General features: G+C 62.1%; 14 protein-coding genes. 2 read left to right on the top strand and 12 right to left on the bottom strand.

Going from position 1 to position 14554, the window contains the following annotated elements:
• Positions 1-52 precede the first annotated feature (52 nt).
• On the bottom strand, positions 53-709 hold the full coding sequence (locus tag ASG68_RS04535) for a hydrolase (protein WP_062582760.1): 657 nt from the start codon (positions 707-709) through the stop codon (positions 53-55).
• 151 nt (positions 710-860) lie between these two features.
• On the opposite strand from ASG68_RS04535, the gene ASG68_RS04540 reads away from it, so the two are divergent.
• On the top strand, positions 861-1757 hold the full coding sequence (locus ASG68_RS04540; RefSeq protein WP_062582758.1) for a LysR family transcriptional regulator: 897 nt from the start codon (positions 861-863) through the stop codon (positions 1755-1757).
• A gap of 44 nt (positions 1758-1801) precedes the next feature.
• Here ASG68_RS04540 and guaA read toward each other — a convergent pair whose 3' ends face one another.
• The 4 genes from guaA to ASG68_RS04560 form a co-directional block, all read right to left on the bottom strand.
• Entirely contained in the window at positions 1802-3364 is a 1563-nt protein-coding gene (guaA, locus tag ASG68_RS04545; protein ID WP_062582756.1) for a glutamine-hydrolyzing GMP synthase, read from the bottom strand.
• 126 nt (positions 3365-3490) lie between these two features.
• Positions 3491-4129: a 5'-methylthioadenosine/S-adenosylhomocysteine nucleosidase gene (locus ASG68_RS04550; RefSeq protein WP_062582754.1), complete on the bottom strand. Its 639-nt coding sequence runs from the start codon at positions 4127-4129 to the stop codon at positions 3491-3493.
• Complete coding sequence (locus tag ASG68_RS04555; protein ID WP_062582752.1) at positions 4126-4578, bottom strand: PaaI family thioesterase; 453 nt, start codon at positions 4576-4578, stop codon at positions 4126-4128. Before ASG68_RS04555 ends, ASG68_RS04550 begins: the two co-directional genes overlap by 4 nt.
• A gap of 84 nt (positions 4579-4662) precedes the next feature.
• Positions 4663-5115: a TspO/MBR family protein gene (locus tag ASG68_RS04560; protein WP_062582751.1), complete on the bottom strand. Its 453-nt coding sequence runs from the start codon at positions 5113-5115 to the stop codon at positions 4663-4665.
• An 86-nt stretch (positions 5116-5201) separates the two neighbouring features.
• On the opposite strand from ASG68_RS04560, the gene ASG68_RS04565 reads away from it, so the two are divergent.
• Positions 5202-5732, top strand: coding sequence for a GNAT family N-acetyltransferase (locus tag ASG68_RS04565; RefSeq protein ID WP_244484086.1), 531 nt, complete (start codon positions 5202-5204; stop codon positions 5730-5732).
• A gap of 7 nt (positions 5733-5739) precedes the next feature.
• On the opposite strand, the gene ASG68_RS04570 is transcribed toward ASG68_RS04565, so the two are convergent.
• From ASG68_RS04570 to ASG68_RS04600, 7 genes are all read right to left on the bottom strand, one after another.
• Positions 5740-6840 (bottom strand): DUF1513 domain-containing protein, encoded by a 1101-nt coding sequence (locus tag ASG68_RS04570; RefSeq protein WP_062582748.1) that lies wholly within the window; start codon positions 6838-6840, stop codon positions 5740-5742.
• 211 nt (positions 6841-7051) lie between these two features.
• Positions 7052-8041 carry a magnesium transporter CorA family protein gene (locus tag ASG68_RS04575; protein WP_062582745.1) on the bottom strand — a complete coding sequence of 330 codons (990 nt, stop codon included), beginning with the start codon at positions 8039-8041 and terminating at the stop codon, positions 7052-7054.
• A 203-nt stretch (positions 8042-8244) separates the two neighbouring features.
• Positions 8245-9378, bottom strand: a complete 1134-nt coding sequence (locus ASG68_RS04580) for an imelysin family protein (protein WP_062582743.1) — start codon at positions 9376-9378, stop codon at positions 8245-8247.
• Positions 9378-10862, bottom strand: a complete 1485-nt coding sequence (locus ASG68_RS04585; RefSeq protein ID WP_413813984.1) for a di-heme oxidoredictase family protein — start codon at positions 10860-10862, stop codon at positions 9378-9380. Before ASG68_RS04585 ends, ASG68_RS04580 begins: the two co-directional genes overlap by 1 nt.
• Before the next feature lie 334 nt (positions 10863-11196).
• Positions 11197-12477, bottom strand: a complete 1281-nt coding sequence (locus ASG68_RS04590; protein ID WP_062582739.1) for an imelysin family protein — start codon at positions 12475-12477, stop codon at positions 11197-11199.
• 217 nt (positions 12478-12694) lie between these two features.
• Positions 12695-13984, bottom strand: coding sequence for an RsmB/NOP family class I SAM-dependent RNA methyltransferase (locus ASG68_RS04595; RefSeq protein WP_062582737.1), 1290 nt, complete (start codon positions 13982-13984; stop codon positions 12695-12697).
• A 180-nt stretch (positions 13985-14164) separates the two neighbouring features.
• Complete coding sequence (locus tag ASG68_RS04600) at positions 14165-14527, bottom strand: septal ring lytic transglycosylase RlpA family protein (RefSeq protein WP_062582735.1); 363 nt, start codon at positions 14525-14527, stop codon at positions 14165-14167.
• Positions 14528-14554: the final 27 nt, after the last annotated feature.

Genomic DNA, 14554 nt, shown 5'->3' on the forward strand with positions numbered 1-14554 from the left:
GTGGAACGGCGGCAATCAGGCCGCCGCTCCACTCCGTCTATCTCGCAGCAAATCATCCGGCCTTGTGGCCCGGCACGGGCGTATTAAGCAACTGCTGTTCCCACAGAAACGCAATGCCGCTACCCCCGGCATGCTGCGTGATGACTTCCGTCAGTGCCACGGCTTGATCAAGCCGTGCCCAGTCGCGTTGCCATTCGGCCGCCAGTGCCAACCAGGTCATCATGTTCACGCCGCCAGCGATCATGCGCTTGATCGCGACCTCGTGCGCCTCTACCGAGACGGCGCCGGACGCGTCGGTGATGACGGTCACATCCCAACCTTCACCCGCAGCCTGTATAGCCGGCATCGCGACACAAACCTCCGTCCATAGACCTGCGATAATCAGTTGCTTGCGGCCAGTCGCCTTCACCGCATCCACAACCGTCTGGTCCTCCCAGGTATTGATGAACGTCCGGTCGATCACCTCCTGACCTGGGAAAACATCCGTGATCTGCGGAAAGAGCAGGCCGCCCCGCTCGGCGATCACGGAGGTCAGGATCGTGGGGACGCCGAACGCCTTGGCAGCCTTCGCAAGGCCCGCCGTATTGTTGATCACCATTTGCGGTTCGTGGCTGTTCACGTTCGCGAGTTGATAAGGCTGATGGTCGATCAGAACGAGGACCGAGTCTTCGGGACGAAGAAGCGAGGCGAGACCGTTTCGGAAAGTCATTGCTACATCCTTTGCTGCCACTGCAAGCGACACTGGTTTTGCGGGAGACATGCGCTGACGGCCGCGCTGTCGCGATGAACATTGCCATTCCTGTTTTGGATACGGTAGCATCCCAGAATGCCACGCTGTGTCGCGCAATGGGGAACACCAAATGGATATCGAGGAGTTGCGAACATTCGTGGAAGTCGCTGATGCCGGAGGCGTTTCTCCTGCCGCCCGACGGCTTGGTATCTCCAAGTCAATCGTCAGCCGGCGGCTGATGCGCCTTGAGACGGAACTCGGTGTACAATTGCTCGCGCGGAATACCCGTGGTGCAGCGCTTACCGAGGCAGGCACGACATTCCGCGACTATGCGGCGAAAGCCTGCGCTGAAATCGATATTGCCAGGGAAACAATCCTGCCTGCGGGAGAGCTTCGCGGCCGTTTGCGTATTGCCATGCCTCTTTCCATCGGCCCGACCCACTTCGCTCCAGTCCTCTCGGAAATGGCGCGACAACACCCGCAGCTCCACATCCACGCCTGTTACGCCGATCGCTTTGTTGATCTGATCGCGGAGGGCTATGACTGCGCCATACGGCTTGGTTATCTTCAGGACTCGAACCTGATCGCAAGGCGTGTCGGCGCGATTGAAGGAAAGCTCGTGGCCAGTCCGGATTATATCCGTGCGCACGGCGCTCCACAAACGCCGGACGAACTCGCCGCCCATCAGGCTCTGATGCAAGGAACCGAAGCCTGGCAGTTCATGGATGGAGACAAGATCACAACGGTTCGCCCACAGGGGCGTTTCAAGGCAGATAACGGCACGGCACTCGTCGCCGCTGCAAAAGCAGGACTGGGGATCGCATACCTTCCCGATTGCCTCACTCAGGAGTCTTTGGTCTCCGGAGCGCTGGTGCCAATCATGACACAGCATCCGCCACCACCGGCAGGCGTCTATGTCATCCGCCCGCCAGGCCATCCCGCGCGCAAGATACGGGTATTGACCGAGTTACTGATCGACTATTGCGAACAGGCTGCGCCGCCGGCTACCGACGGTGCCCCCGCCTAAGCGATGTAAAGCCGCTCAAGGAGACAACTGGCCGGCTCCGCCCCTCACTCCCACTCGATCGTGCCCGGCGGCTTGCTCGTCACGTCATACACGACGCGGTTGATGCCGCGGACTTCGTTGATGATGCGGGTGGCGGCGCGGCCGAGGAATTCCATATCGTAGTGGTAGAAATCCGCCGTCATGCCGTCGACCGAGGTGACGGCGCGCAGCGCGCAGACGAATTCGTAGGTGCGGCCATCGCCCATGACGCCGACTGTCTGGACCGGGAGCAGGACGGCAAAGGCCTGCCAGATGGCATCGTAGAGGCCGGCCTTGCGGATTTCGTCGAGATAGACGGCATCCGCCTCGCGCAGGATTTCCAGCTTTTCGCGGGTGATGCCGCCCGGGCAGCGGATGGCAAGGCCAGGCCCAGGAAAGGGATGGCGGCCGATGAAGCTGTCCGGCAGGCCGAGTTCCTTGCCGAGGATGCGGACCTCGTCCTTGAACAGTTCGCGCAGCGGCTCGACCAGTTGCATGTTCATGCGAGCAGGCAGGCCGCCGACATTGTGGTGTGACTTGATGGTGACCGAGGGGCCGCCGGTGAAGGAGACGCTTTCGATCACATCCGGATAGAGCGTACCCTGGGCGAGGAAATCGGCACCGCCGAGCTTCTTGGCTTCTGCCTCGAACACGTCGATGAACAGGCGGCCGATCGTCTTGCGCTTGGTTTCCGGATCACTCTCGCCTTCCAGCGCGTTGATGAACAGGTCGGAAGCATCGACATGAACCAGATGCAGGTTGTAATGCTCCTTGAACATGGCGACGACGTCGGCCGCCTCGTTCTTGCGCATCAGGCCGTGGTCGACGAGGATGCAGGTCAACTGGTCGCCGATCGCCTCGTGGATCAGGAGAGCCGCGACCGACGAATCGACGCCGCCCGACAGGCCGCAGATGACGCGCTTGTCGCCTACTTGTCGGCGGATCTCCGCAACGGCCTTTTCACGATAGGCGGCCATCGACCAGTCGCCCTTCAGGCCGGCGATCTTGTGAACGAAATTGGCCAGCAGCTTGGCGCCATCCGGCGTGTGCACGACTTCAGGATGGAACTGCACGGCATAGAAGCGCTTGGCTTCGTTGGCGATGAAGGCGAAGGGTGCGTTCGGCGAGGTGGCGACGACCTCGAAGCCTTCGGGTATGGCGGTGACGCGGTCGCCATGGCTCATCCACACCTGGTGGCGCGAGCCGACGGTCCAGAGGCCGTCATAAAGAGCGCAGTCCTTGTCGATCTCGATGAAGGCGCGGCCGAATTCGCGGTGGTGACCGGCCTCGACCTTGCCGCCGAGCTGTTCGCACATGGTCTGCTGGCCATAGCAGATGCCGAGAACCGGAAGCCCGCTGTCGAAGATGATCTGCGGCGCGCGCGGCGAGCCGATGTCGAGCGTCGAAGCCGGGCTGCCCGACAGGATGATCGCCTTCGGGTTCAGCCGCTTGAAGCCTTCTTCGGCCGACTGGAAGGGAACGATCTCGCAATAGACGCCCGTCTCGCGTACCCGGCGCGCGATCAGCTGGGTGACCTGGCTGCCGAAATCGACGATGAGAACGGTATCGGGATGGACTGTCGCTGTCATGACGCGCTTCCGTTGGCTTGGGATCATCTAATGGGGAACTGTTGCCGAGCCTTTAAATAAAGGCGGCCGCAAGCGCAACGATTACATTGCACCCGGACAATTTCAGTTGCCGCTGATATCCCGCGCTCAGAGCGCGATATCGCCGCTTTCCAGCGCCTTTTCCAGCGCATCCACGGCCGCGGCCAGCTTCTCGTCGATGATATGCAGATATTCCGTCCAGTCGCCGATATGCTTCAGCTCCGCCTTGCCGTCGGAAATGCCGCGCAGGCCGATCAGCGGAATGCCGAAGGACTGGCAGGCGCGTAAGACAGCGAAGGTTTCCATCTCCACCATGTCGGCGGCGATCGTGTCATAGGTGGCGCCCGAGACGATATTGGCGCCGGTCGAAAGGCTGGCTTGCCTGACGCCGGGGATGGCCAGCGGCAGATCAACGGTCACGGGCAGGTCGAGGAACGGCGTCGCACCCTTGATGAAACCGAGCGGCGAAGCGTCCATGTCGCGATAGCCGACCGAGGTTGCCTGATAGACTTCCGCCTGTTCCAGCCGGGCGGAACCTGCCGAGCCGAGCGAGATGACGAGATCCGGCAGGCTTTCGCGCCCGTTCAGCTCAGTTAGCGTGCGTGTCAGCACCACGGCGGCCTCCACCGGTCCGACGCCGGTCATCAGCGGCGAAATCCGGGCGCGCAGATGCGTGCCGTATTCCGCATCGACGGCCATGACGTAGAGCAGCGTCTTGCTCGCCACATGCTTCAGCTCGAAACTCATCCTTCGATCCCTTCGCGGCCGCGGATCACCATCATCGTGCCGGTCATCGAGGCAATGAGCTTGGCGGGACCATCGGAGGAAATCGCATAGCCGCGCCCGTCGGAAACGATGATCGTCGTGCCGGGCTTGGTCACCTCGCCACGAAACAGGAAACGCTCGCCCCGCCCTGGCGACATCAGGTTGACCTTGAATTCGATGGTCAGGATCGAGGCATCGGCATCGATGACGGAATAGGCGGCATAGGTACCGGCCGCATCGAGCGCTGCCGAAATGATGCCGGCATGCAGGAAACCGTGCTGCTGCGTCAGTTTCTCGTCGAACGGCAGCTCGATCTCCACCGTCCCCTGCTCCACCCGCGTCAGTTCGGCGCCGATCGTCGCCATGGCGGCCTGCCGGTTGAAACTGTTGCGGATACGGTCGCGGAAATCCGCATTATGCCAGTCTGTCATCGGCCTGAACGTGTGTCCCTCATGACCGGGCACGATTGCCCGGTTGCGATGCAACAGTGGCATGTGGCCGAAAGCGGGACAAGTTCAATTCATCAGGAAAATCGACGTGTTGAGCAGCGTGGCGAAGGCGACCCAGGCGAGATAGGGCACGAACAGCACTGCGGAGAGATAATCCTGCCGGCGACTGGTAACGATGAAAGCCGAGATCGAGATCAGCAATGCGATGATGACGATCAGCGCCAGCGCGATCTCGTGTGCGCCGAAGAACAGCGGCGACCAGGCGAAGTTGAAGATCATCTGCGCCACCCACAGCCGCATCGCCGCCGAATGCCGATGATCCATGAAGGTGCGCGCGCCGACAAAGCCGATGATCACATAGAGGATCGACCAGACCGGCGCGAAGATCCAGTTCGGCGGATTGAACGACGGCTTGACCAGAGACTGATACCATTCGCCGGGAACATTGTTGATGCCGATCAGCAGACCGCAGGCGAGGACGAGGACAACGAAGAAGAGATGGATCAGGAATCTTGGCATGGGCCGGATATAGGTTCGGGCTTTTTGAAGTCCAGTCTGCGGCGCTATCCGCCCTTTCGCGGACAACTCTTTGCCCTTATATGCCCATGATGAACCAGCCCTTCCGCATCCGCCCCGCCGACGACGAGGATATCCCGGTGATCGGCGAAATTCTCGTCGAGACCTGGCGGCACACCTTTCGTGGCATCATCGACGACGCCTTTCTTGCTGGGATGACCGAGCAGGATCAGTCCCTGCGCCATGCCCGCCGCATGGGAGCCAAGGGTGTCGCCTATCAGGCGGGCGTGGATAGGGATGGCATGATCGGCTTTGCCAATTATGGCCCGCCCCGAGGGGCTGTGTCCTCCGGTGTGATGGAACTCTATTCGCTCTACATTCGCCCCGCCGCGCAGGGCATGGGGCTTGGCAAGGCACTGGTCCAGACCGCTGCCCGGGATTGCCGCAGCCAGGGTGCGGAAGGCCTTTTCGCCTGGGTGCTGGCAGAAAACGCCAATCGCGGATTCTACGAATATCTCGGCGCCACCGCCTCCGCCCGGTCAACGATCCGCGTCGGCAGCCGCGATCATGAGCAGATCGCCTATCTCTGGCAGGATTTGGACGAACTCGTCGATCTCTGAGCCGGGCTCAGCCAAGCCGCACGATATGCTGGTCCCAGGCCACGTCGCTCAGCGTCCCGCCGAACCGACCGTCATAGGACGACGCGACAAACCCGCTTTTGGCCGGCGCGATCCCGGCTGCATCCGCAAGCACGGTCTGGCGCAGAACCTTTCCCGTCCTGGCATCCACCGTCACCTCGGCACCACCCTTCGGCGAGGTCAGGCCAACCAGTCCATCGCGCCGGTTAACGGCGATGGCACCGACATAGTTGGCGAGCGCCAGCGTCGTTTCCTCCGGCAGATCGAGAAAGCGGATATCCTCACCCTTGGAAAAGGAACCGGCAAGCGGCGGCAGGTCGTTGCGCGCGCCCTCGTACTGGCAGGCAAACCAGACCTTGCCATCGGCGTCGATATCGACATGCCGGGTCGATAGCTGGCGCAGCGTCTCCGGCATGACATGCCGCTCGATCAGGCTGCCATTTTTCGTATCGATCAGCGCCAAGGATGGCTCCATGTGGTCGAGATTGAGCTTGGTGCGGCCGAAATCCGGATGGGTCTCGATGCCGCCATTGGCGACGACGAGCATATGCCCGTCAGCACCAAGCGTCATATCATGCGGCCCGATGCCATAGGACGGAAACTCACCCAGCCGCGCAAAGCCGTTCGAGCCGTCGTAGACACCGATCATGCCGCGATTGCCGTCGAAGTCGTTTTCCGTCGCATAGAGCAGGCGCCCGTCGCCCGAAAAGCAGCCGTGCCCATAGAAATGCCGGCCTTCCGCCGATGTGATGACGATCGGCTCGGCGCTCCCGTCCGGCGCGAAGATCATCGCGAACGTGCCGGGGCGACGGGCAAAGGCGACGGCGCGGTTGGAAGCCGCGCTATAGGTCATGCCGTGCGCCCGGGCGGGCAGCGGCATGCGATCGATGATCGCGCCTTCCTCGCTCAGCAGAGCCACGCCATAGGCACCATTGGGCGACCGGAACCCGGAGGCATAGACGGCTTGCGCGCGCGACAATGCGAAGGCCACCTGTGGCGCCAGCGTCGCTGCCCAGGCGGCCCCGGCCATTTTGAGGAAGGTCCGGCGGTCGGTGAGAGATTTGTCCGACGGTATGCTTTGATATGCCATGACGTTCCGCAAACACGGGAGTTGCCGTTGATCAGCAAGGCCTCATCCTCCGTCATTCCTGTGCTTGTCACAGGAATCCTTCCACGCGACGGACGTCGCGTGGAAGGAGCCTTCCGCGCCGCAGACGCGGCGCGACTGGATGCCTGTGACAAGCACAGGCATGACGGAGGATGAGGTCTCCGCAGGATTCCAATATTCCTCAATTCCTCGTTTACAGCCAGCCCCGCCGCTTGAAATACAGATACGGCAACACCGCCGACATCACCATCATGCCGAGCGCCATCGGATAGCCGAACTGAAACTTCAACTCCGGCATGATCTCGAAATTCATGCCGTAGATCGAAGCGACCAGCGTCGGTGGCAGGAAGACGACGGCGGCGACCGAGAAGATCTTGATGATCTGGTTCTGCTCGAGGTTGATCAGGCCCAGCGTCGCGTCGAGCAGGAAATTGATCTTGTTCGACAAGAACAGCGCATGGTCGCCCAGCGACGCCGCATCGCGCTGGATCAGCTTGACGCGCTGCCGGCTCTCCTTGATCGCCTTGCGGGTACCGATCCCATCCAGCGCCGTATGATAGGCGACGAGACGCCCGACGCTGACCAGGCTTTCACGGATCACCGTCAACAGGTCGCCCTTCTGGCCGATCTGCTCGATCAGCGACTGCAGGTCGCGGGTCTTCTTCGTCACCGTCGCATTGGTCTTGCGAAACACCTCGCGCGAGATGCCATCGACCTCGTTGCCGACACGCTCCAGCGCATCCGCAGTCCGGTCGATCACCGCTTCCAAAAGGCCGATCATCGTCAGTTCGCCCGTTTCGCAGGAGGCGCCGTTCGGCTTCTGCATCCGCGCCGCATAGATGTGAAACGGCTTGGGATCGGCATGGCGCACCGTGACCAGCGTCGTACCCTTCAGGATGAAGGTGATGGGAACCTTGACCGGGTAATCGCCATCAAGCTCGGTGGCGGCCGTCATCGTCATGAACTCGGCGCCGTCCTCCTGGTAAAGACGGGCAGAAAGCTCGATTTCCTGCATCTCGTCGCGGGTCGGGATTTCGATGCCGAGCTGCCGCTCGACGATCCGGATCTCGTCCTGCGAGGCGTTGAACAGGTCGAACCATACGACGGGCAAGGTTTCATCTTGCTCCATCGCGGCGTCGATGAGGACGAGCTGGTTGCTCTGGCTTTTGTAGGTGCGCAGCATATCGGGTTCCAATCTGGCAAGTCTATCGACCGCCAGCGGCAACCCTTGCTATCAGGGCCGGACGGTCGAAAAAATCGAAGCTGTACTTCGACTGTCGGGGTTCATGATCCGTTGATCCTTTTTTGGCCGTGTTCGCATCGAACACGCCGCCCCATTGCGCCAATATTGCTGCCCTGTCAACCGCTTGGCAGGCTTCTGCGCCCTCAATCGCCGTCGGCGAACGAGAAGCCCGAGGTCAGGCCGATGGCCGCGCCGAAATCGAGATTGAGGCGCTGCAGTACATCGTTGGTGTTCTGAAGAATGCGGTTCAAAAGCGCCCGCTGGTCGTCGTCGGCAATAGCCTCGTCGATCGGCAGGTCGATCTGGTCGGCATCATCGACGATCGCCTGCAGCACGTAATTGACGGCACTCACCACCGACTGGTCTTCCTTTGGCAGCAGAGCCTGCATGTCGGCCGCGTTGAACAGCGTCTGCAGCGCCATGAAATTCGCAGACAGCGCCGGCATCGTATTGCCGGAGCGCCAATAGATCGCCAGTTTCGGATGGCCCTTGTCCGGCTCGCCCTTAATGATGCCGGCATAGAACGGCCGCAGCCGCTGGTCGCGAATGCTTTCGACGCCATGGACGAGGATGCCGAGCAGTTCGGTCGCAGCCTCCTTGCCGTCGCGATAGAGCGGATTGGCCGGACCGGGATTCTTCCAGGCCTTCTGGATGCCATCGGGCTTTTCCCATTCCGCACTGAGTTCGGCGGCAATGGTTTTCAGGTTGTCGGCGATGGCGGCGCCATAGCGGCAGCGAAAACCGCCCTTTTCCTGCGGCAGAACTTCGGCGCCGGTACCGTAGAGCACATATTCCAGTGCCCCCAGCCCCTGCGTCGCGACGCTCTTGCCCTTCAGCGTATCCGGCGATGTTGCAGTCTCGTCGCTGGTCGCGAGAATGCGCTGCACCTGCTTCAGGCCGGTGCTCTTGCGATCCGGGAAGAACAGGAAACGCTCGAAACGATTACCATCCAGCACCGGCCCGACACGGACGATCTCGATCGTCGACCATTGCTGCACCACCTCGTCGAAGGTCATCTGGACGTCGCCGAGCGTCTCCTCCGACGGTTTCTCGCACAGGACGTGCGCAGCTTCCGCCAGCGATTCGGTGCCTTCCATCAGGTCGCGGTAACCGGGGCGGATGAAATCGTCGACGGCCTTGGCCATGACATCAGGCACGGCTTCCTGCTTCAGGCTGGCGCGCGGCGGCGCGGCGTCTTCGGCATCCTCGGCCATGGCGGAAACCGACAGCACGGCGGAAAGGGCGAGGCTGAGAAGCAGGACAGGCCGATAACGCATCAAAGGGACTCCAGGAATGTGATCAGGGCTTGCCTGTCGGCTTTTTCGAGATCGGCAAAACGGTCGCGCGCCTTCTGCGCCTCGCCGCCATGCCAGAGAATGGCTTCGGTGAGATTGCGCGCCCGCCCGTCATGCAGAAAGAACGTGTGCCCGCTTACTACTTGGGTCAAACCGATACCCCAAAGAGCAGGTGTGCGCCATTCCCTGCCCGACGCTTCTCCGACTTGCTGGCCATCGGCCAGCCCCTCGCCCATGTCATGCAGCAGAAAGTCGGAATAGGGCCAGATCAGTTGAAACGCATGCGCCTTGTTGCCGGCATCACGTCGGGTGACGAATTTCGGTACATGGCAGGAAATGCAGCCGGTCTCGTAGAAAACCTTCTTGCCGGCAAGCGTTTCCGCAAAACTCGCCTTGCGGCGGGCGGGCACGGCCAGGTTTTCCGAATAGAAGGTGACGAGGCCAAGCACCCGGTCCGGCGCTTCGGTATCGCCCAGCCGCGCCTGGACACCATCGGCCATCGACAGGCATTTGGTCTGCGCGGCCGTGCAGTCGCCATGGCTGCGTTTGGCGGCCGGCGAGGAAATGCCGATATCCCCGGCCAGCGCCTCCGCGCTCTGCTGGCGCACAGAGGCCGTCTGCGCCTTCCAGCCGAACCGCCCCAGAACCAGTTTTCCGGATTGAGGATCGCGCACCACCGACGCCTTGCCGCTGATCCCGTCGCCATCCCGGTCATCGGGATCGGCGTTGGCAAGGATATCGGCGGGATGAATGGCCTCGACCAACCCGAGCCCGCCCATCGGTTGCGTCACCCGCGGCGATAGCGTCGTCGCGGCATCGAGCGGCCCATAGCTCAGTCCCTCGATCGTATAGGTGGGCTGGCGCAGCGACACGATCTCGCCGCCGGCAAGCGTCACGGCCTTCTCGGTATAGCTGATCTTCATATGACCTTCTGCCGGAAGGCCCGGCACGGCGCTGTCCTGCAATTGCGCGCCATAGACCGGATCGGGGAAATTCAGCACCTTATGTGCCGCAACCGCCTGCCGCTCAGCCTCCGTTGCTGCCGGCCGCGCCAGTCGCAGGAACATCGACGTCGTGTCCGCATTGCCCTCCGGCGGATGACCGCGCCCGTCCTTCAGATGGCAGGTCTGGCAGGCGCGCGCATTGTAGAGCGGCCCCAGCCCATCGGATGCCTGCGTCGAGGACGGCGAGGACACCCAAAGCTTGCGAAACAGCGCATTGCCGAGCTTGAAGGTCTCTTCCTCGGCAAAGGTGATGTTGGCGGAGAATTGCGAAAAGCTGTCCTGATTGACCGACGCAATCGACGTCCCCGCCCCACCCGCCATTGCCTCGAATTTTTCCGCCTTGGTGAAGTTCGTCGCGGGACGGATGACATCGGCGACGCGCTTGCGGTCATGTTCGGAGAGGTCGGTGCGTGGGGAGGCAATGTCCTCCACGTGGCTTTCGGTGTTTGCCGGGAGCTCCAAATCATCGGCAAGGGCTATTGCAAAAGACCCCTCCCCAACCCCTCCCCACAAGGGGGAGGGGCTAGACTGCCGCACCGTCCCACCATTCTGCGACACCTCGCGCAAGGTGACAATTTTGTGTGGCGGTGCGGCTGGGTTAAGCCCCTCCCCCTTGTGGGGAGGGGTTGGGGAGGGGTCTTCCGCGCCGAATGCAAAACCGTCCGTCCGGAAAACAGAAAAGCCGCCCGCCACGCAGCAGAGTGCGATGGCAAGCGGCAGGATCAGACGGGGAAGGCCCCAAGCACTCATTCCGGAAAACCGGGCCGCCCTTGTGCGACGGCCCGCCTTTGCTTTCTTATTGGAAGACAGCGTTAGGATTATCCAGGCTGTCGGAACCTTCAAGCTCGATCGTGCCGAGATCCAACGACGCAATGACGCGTTCGACGGTCTTGGCCTGGGCGACGAGGCCATCGATGGCTGCCTGGACGACGGCGTTGCCCTCGGCATTGCCCTCGGCAATCATCTGATCGTATTTCTCGACAGTGTCGCCGCGCTTGGCCATCGCCTGCATCGCCGCGATGGTCGTTGCCAGTTTGTCCTTCATTTCCTTGTCGAGCGCCGGGTCCTTGGCGGCGACGAGTTCGGACAGCGACGGGCCGGTCAGCTTGGTGCCGTCGACCTTGGTATATTCGCCGGTATAGGCAGCCTGGATGCCGATCGCGTCGTGCAGATGCGAGTTGTAGGTGTTGTCGGAGAAGCAATCATGCTCTTCTTCCGGATCGTGCAGCAAGAGGCCGAGCTTCATCCGCTCGCCGGCCAGTTCGCCGTAGGACAGCGATCCCATGCCGGTCAGGATGGCACCGAGGCCGGCCTTGGCGTCACCCTCGACATTCTTGGTGGCCGCGCCATCCGGCGTCCAGTTCGCAACCATTTCCTTGAGGTCGGAAACGAGCAGGTCGCTGGCAGCCTTCAGATAGGCAGCGCGGCGGTCGCAATTGCCGTTGGTGCAGGCCTTGGTGTCATAGTCCTTATAGGGGCGGTTGCCAGCGCCCGGACCGTTGCCGTTCAGGTCCTGGCCCCAGAGCAGGAATTCGATGGCATGATAACCGGTGGCGACGTTCGCCTCGATGCCGCCGGCTTCCTGCAGCGTGCCGGCCAGGAATTCCGGCGTGATGTTGGTCGCGTCGACATCCTTGCCGTCGATCTTGATCGTCTTGTTGGCGATGACGTTGGCGGTGAACAGCGCGTTTTCGTCGCTCTCGGTGCCATAGCTCGGATCAACATAGTCGATCAGGCCTTCATCCAGCGGCCAGGCGTTGACCTTGCCTTCCCATTCATCAACGATCGGGTTGCCGAAACGGTAGACTTCGGTTTCCTGATAGGGGTTGCGGGCGACAAGCCAGGCGTCACGCGCAGCCTTCAGCGTCGCTTCGCTTGGCGTCGCGATCAGTGCGTCGACGGCCTTGTCGAGCGCTTCGGCGGTCGACAGCGCATCGGCGTATTTCGCATGTGCCACTTCGGCATAATGCTTGACGACAGCGGCCGCGTCGGTTGCCGCCTGCGCCGGCTGCAAGGCCAGCAAGGACGTCGCGGTGGCCAGCGCCAGCGCGGCGCTGCGAAGGAATGATGTGGTCATGACCTCTCCTGATATCTTTCCGAAGGACTTCGGCGTTCCCCACCGCCCGGAATGATGATCCCCGTCGCGCAAGCCGCGCGGCCCGGACCATGGGCGTGGCTATTCAGCCCGGTTGTCATGAACCAAAACCAAACATGTGTCAAAGAGTATAGTTTAGAACGTTTTCAATGTGCTGGCGGGCGATCGGACAGCCGAACACAGCACTCGAAACCCGAGCTCAGCCCTTCCTGCCCATCATGCAGAAGAAGAAGCCGTCTGTATCGGTGGAGGCCGGTGTCAGCGTCACCGTCTTCATGTCCGCAGACCAGGGCTGGCGCTTGTCGGTGCCGAACAGGTCGGCCCAGGCATCGGCCACCGAGAGGATTTCGAAATCCGGGTTCTGCTCGCAGAAGGCATAGACCTGCGCCTCGTTCTCCTCAGGCAGGACCGAACAGGTGACATAGATGAGGTGGCCACCCGGGCGCACGAAGGTCGAAGCCCCCGCGAGCGCTTCCTGCTGCTGGCCCAGCCGCTCGTCGAGGTTCTTCTGCGTCAGCCGCCATTTGGTGTCGGGGCGGCGGCGCCAGGTGCCGGTGCCGGTGCAGGGCGCATCGACCAGAACGCGGTCGCAGCGGCCGGCGAGCGGCTTCAGGCCGTCCAACCGGTCGTGAACCTGGACATTGCGCGTGCCCGCCCGTTTCAGCCGCTCGATGATCGGCGCCAGCCGCTTGCGATCGGTGTCATAAGCGTGGATCTGGCCCTTGTTGTTCATGGCCGCAGCCATGGCCAGCGTCTTGCCGCCGCCACCGGCGCAATAGTCGAGGATCTGGTCGCCTTCCTTCGGCATGACGAGATCGGCGACGATCTGCGATCCCTCGTCCTGAACCTCGAACCAGCCCTTTTCGAAGGAGATTTCGGCGGTGACGTTGGGAAGACGCGACGCCCCCTCGCCGGCCTTGACGCGAATACCCTGGCGCGCAATCGCCGCAGGCTCGACGCCGCTGCGGTCGAGCGCCTTCAGAACCTTGTCACGGGATGCCTTGAGCGTGTTGGCTCGCAGGTCGAGCGCCGGGCGTCCGGCGAGCGCCTGCGCTTCGACGAGCCATTCATCCTCGAAATTCTCCTCGAAGGACGGCTGCACCCATTCGGGGATATCGCCCTGCACATGCAGCGGCGCATCCTCGAGCTTGCGGCTGGAAAAGGCGGACTTCATGTCGTCGGTCAAAGGCTCGGGGGCGAACCTGTCGCCCTCCAGTTCCTGCGCCAGTTGTCCCGGCGAAACGCCCCACTGGCGGAACATCACCGCATGGCCGAGCGCTGTCGCGCTGTCGCTGTCCATCAGGTAGGCGTGCGAGAGTTTCATCCGAAGCGCGTCATAGACGATGTTTCCGATCGCCGCCCGGTCGCCGGATCCGGCGAAGCGGTGCGCCAGCCCCCAATCCTTGAGGGCATCGGCTACGGGACGCTTGCGCGCCTCTATATCGGCAAGAACCTCAATAGCTCCGGCGAGCCTGCCACCCAGTCGCATCTTTCAAACTCCATTTTCCGCCGTGGTAGCGGTGATGGACGCCAAGAGCAAGCAGGCAGTGCCGCTGTGTGACGATTGCTGACCAGATGCGTAGTGTGGCCGATAAGGAAAACCAGTGGTTTTCCGATCGAACCGGATCAAAGCCGGCCGGAACAAAATCCGGACGGGTGTGTTGTCGACTTAGCCGACGACGCGATAACAGACGCTGGCGGTTCCCGAACGGACCATGCCGATATGGTTAGCGGCCGCCTTGGACAGATCGAGGACACGGCCGCGAATGAACGGGCCACGATCGTTGATACGAACGACAACCGTCTTGCCGTTGCGCTTGTTGGTGACGGCGACCTTGGTGCCGAACTTGAGATTGCGGTGGGCGGCGGTGAGGTAGGATGCATTCATGCGCTCGCCGGATGCCGTGCGCGACGACAGGGCGTACCAGGAAGCGCCGCCACAGCCTTGTCCGGCTGCCTGGCTAGGTGTCACAGATGTAAGAGTTGCCCCCACGGCAAACACTGCGGCCAGCGCAGCGGAAGTGAATTTCATCGTGATCAAACAGATGACCCCCTTCGT

The organism is Rhizobium sp. Leaf453 (assembly GCF_001425605.1).
GTDB lineage: Bacteria > Pseudomonadota > Alphaproteobacteria > Rhizobiales > Rhizobiaceae > Pararhizobium.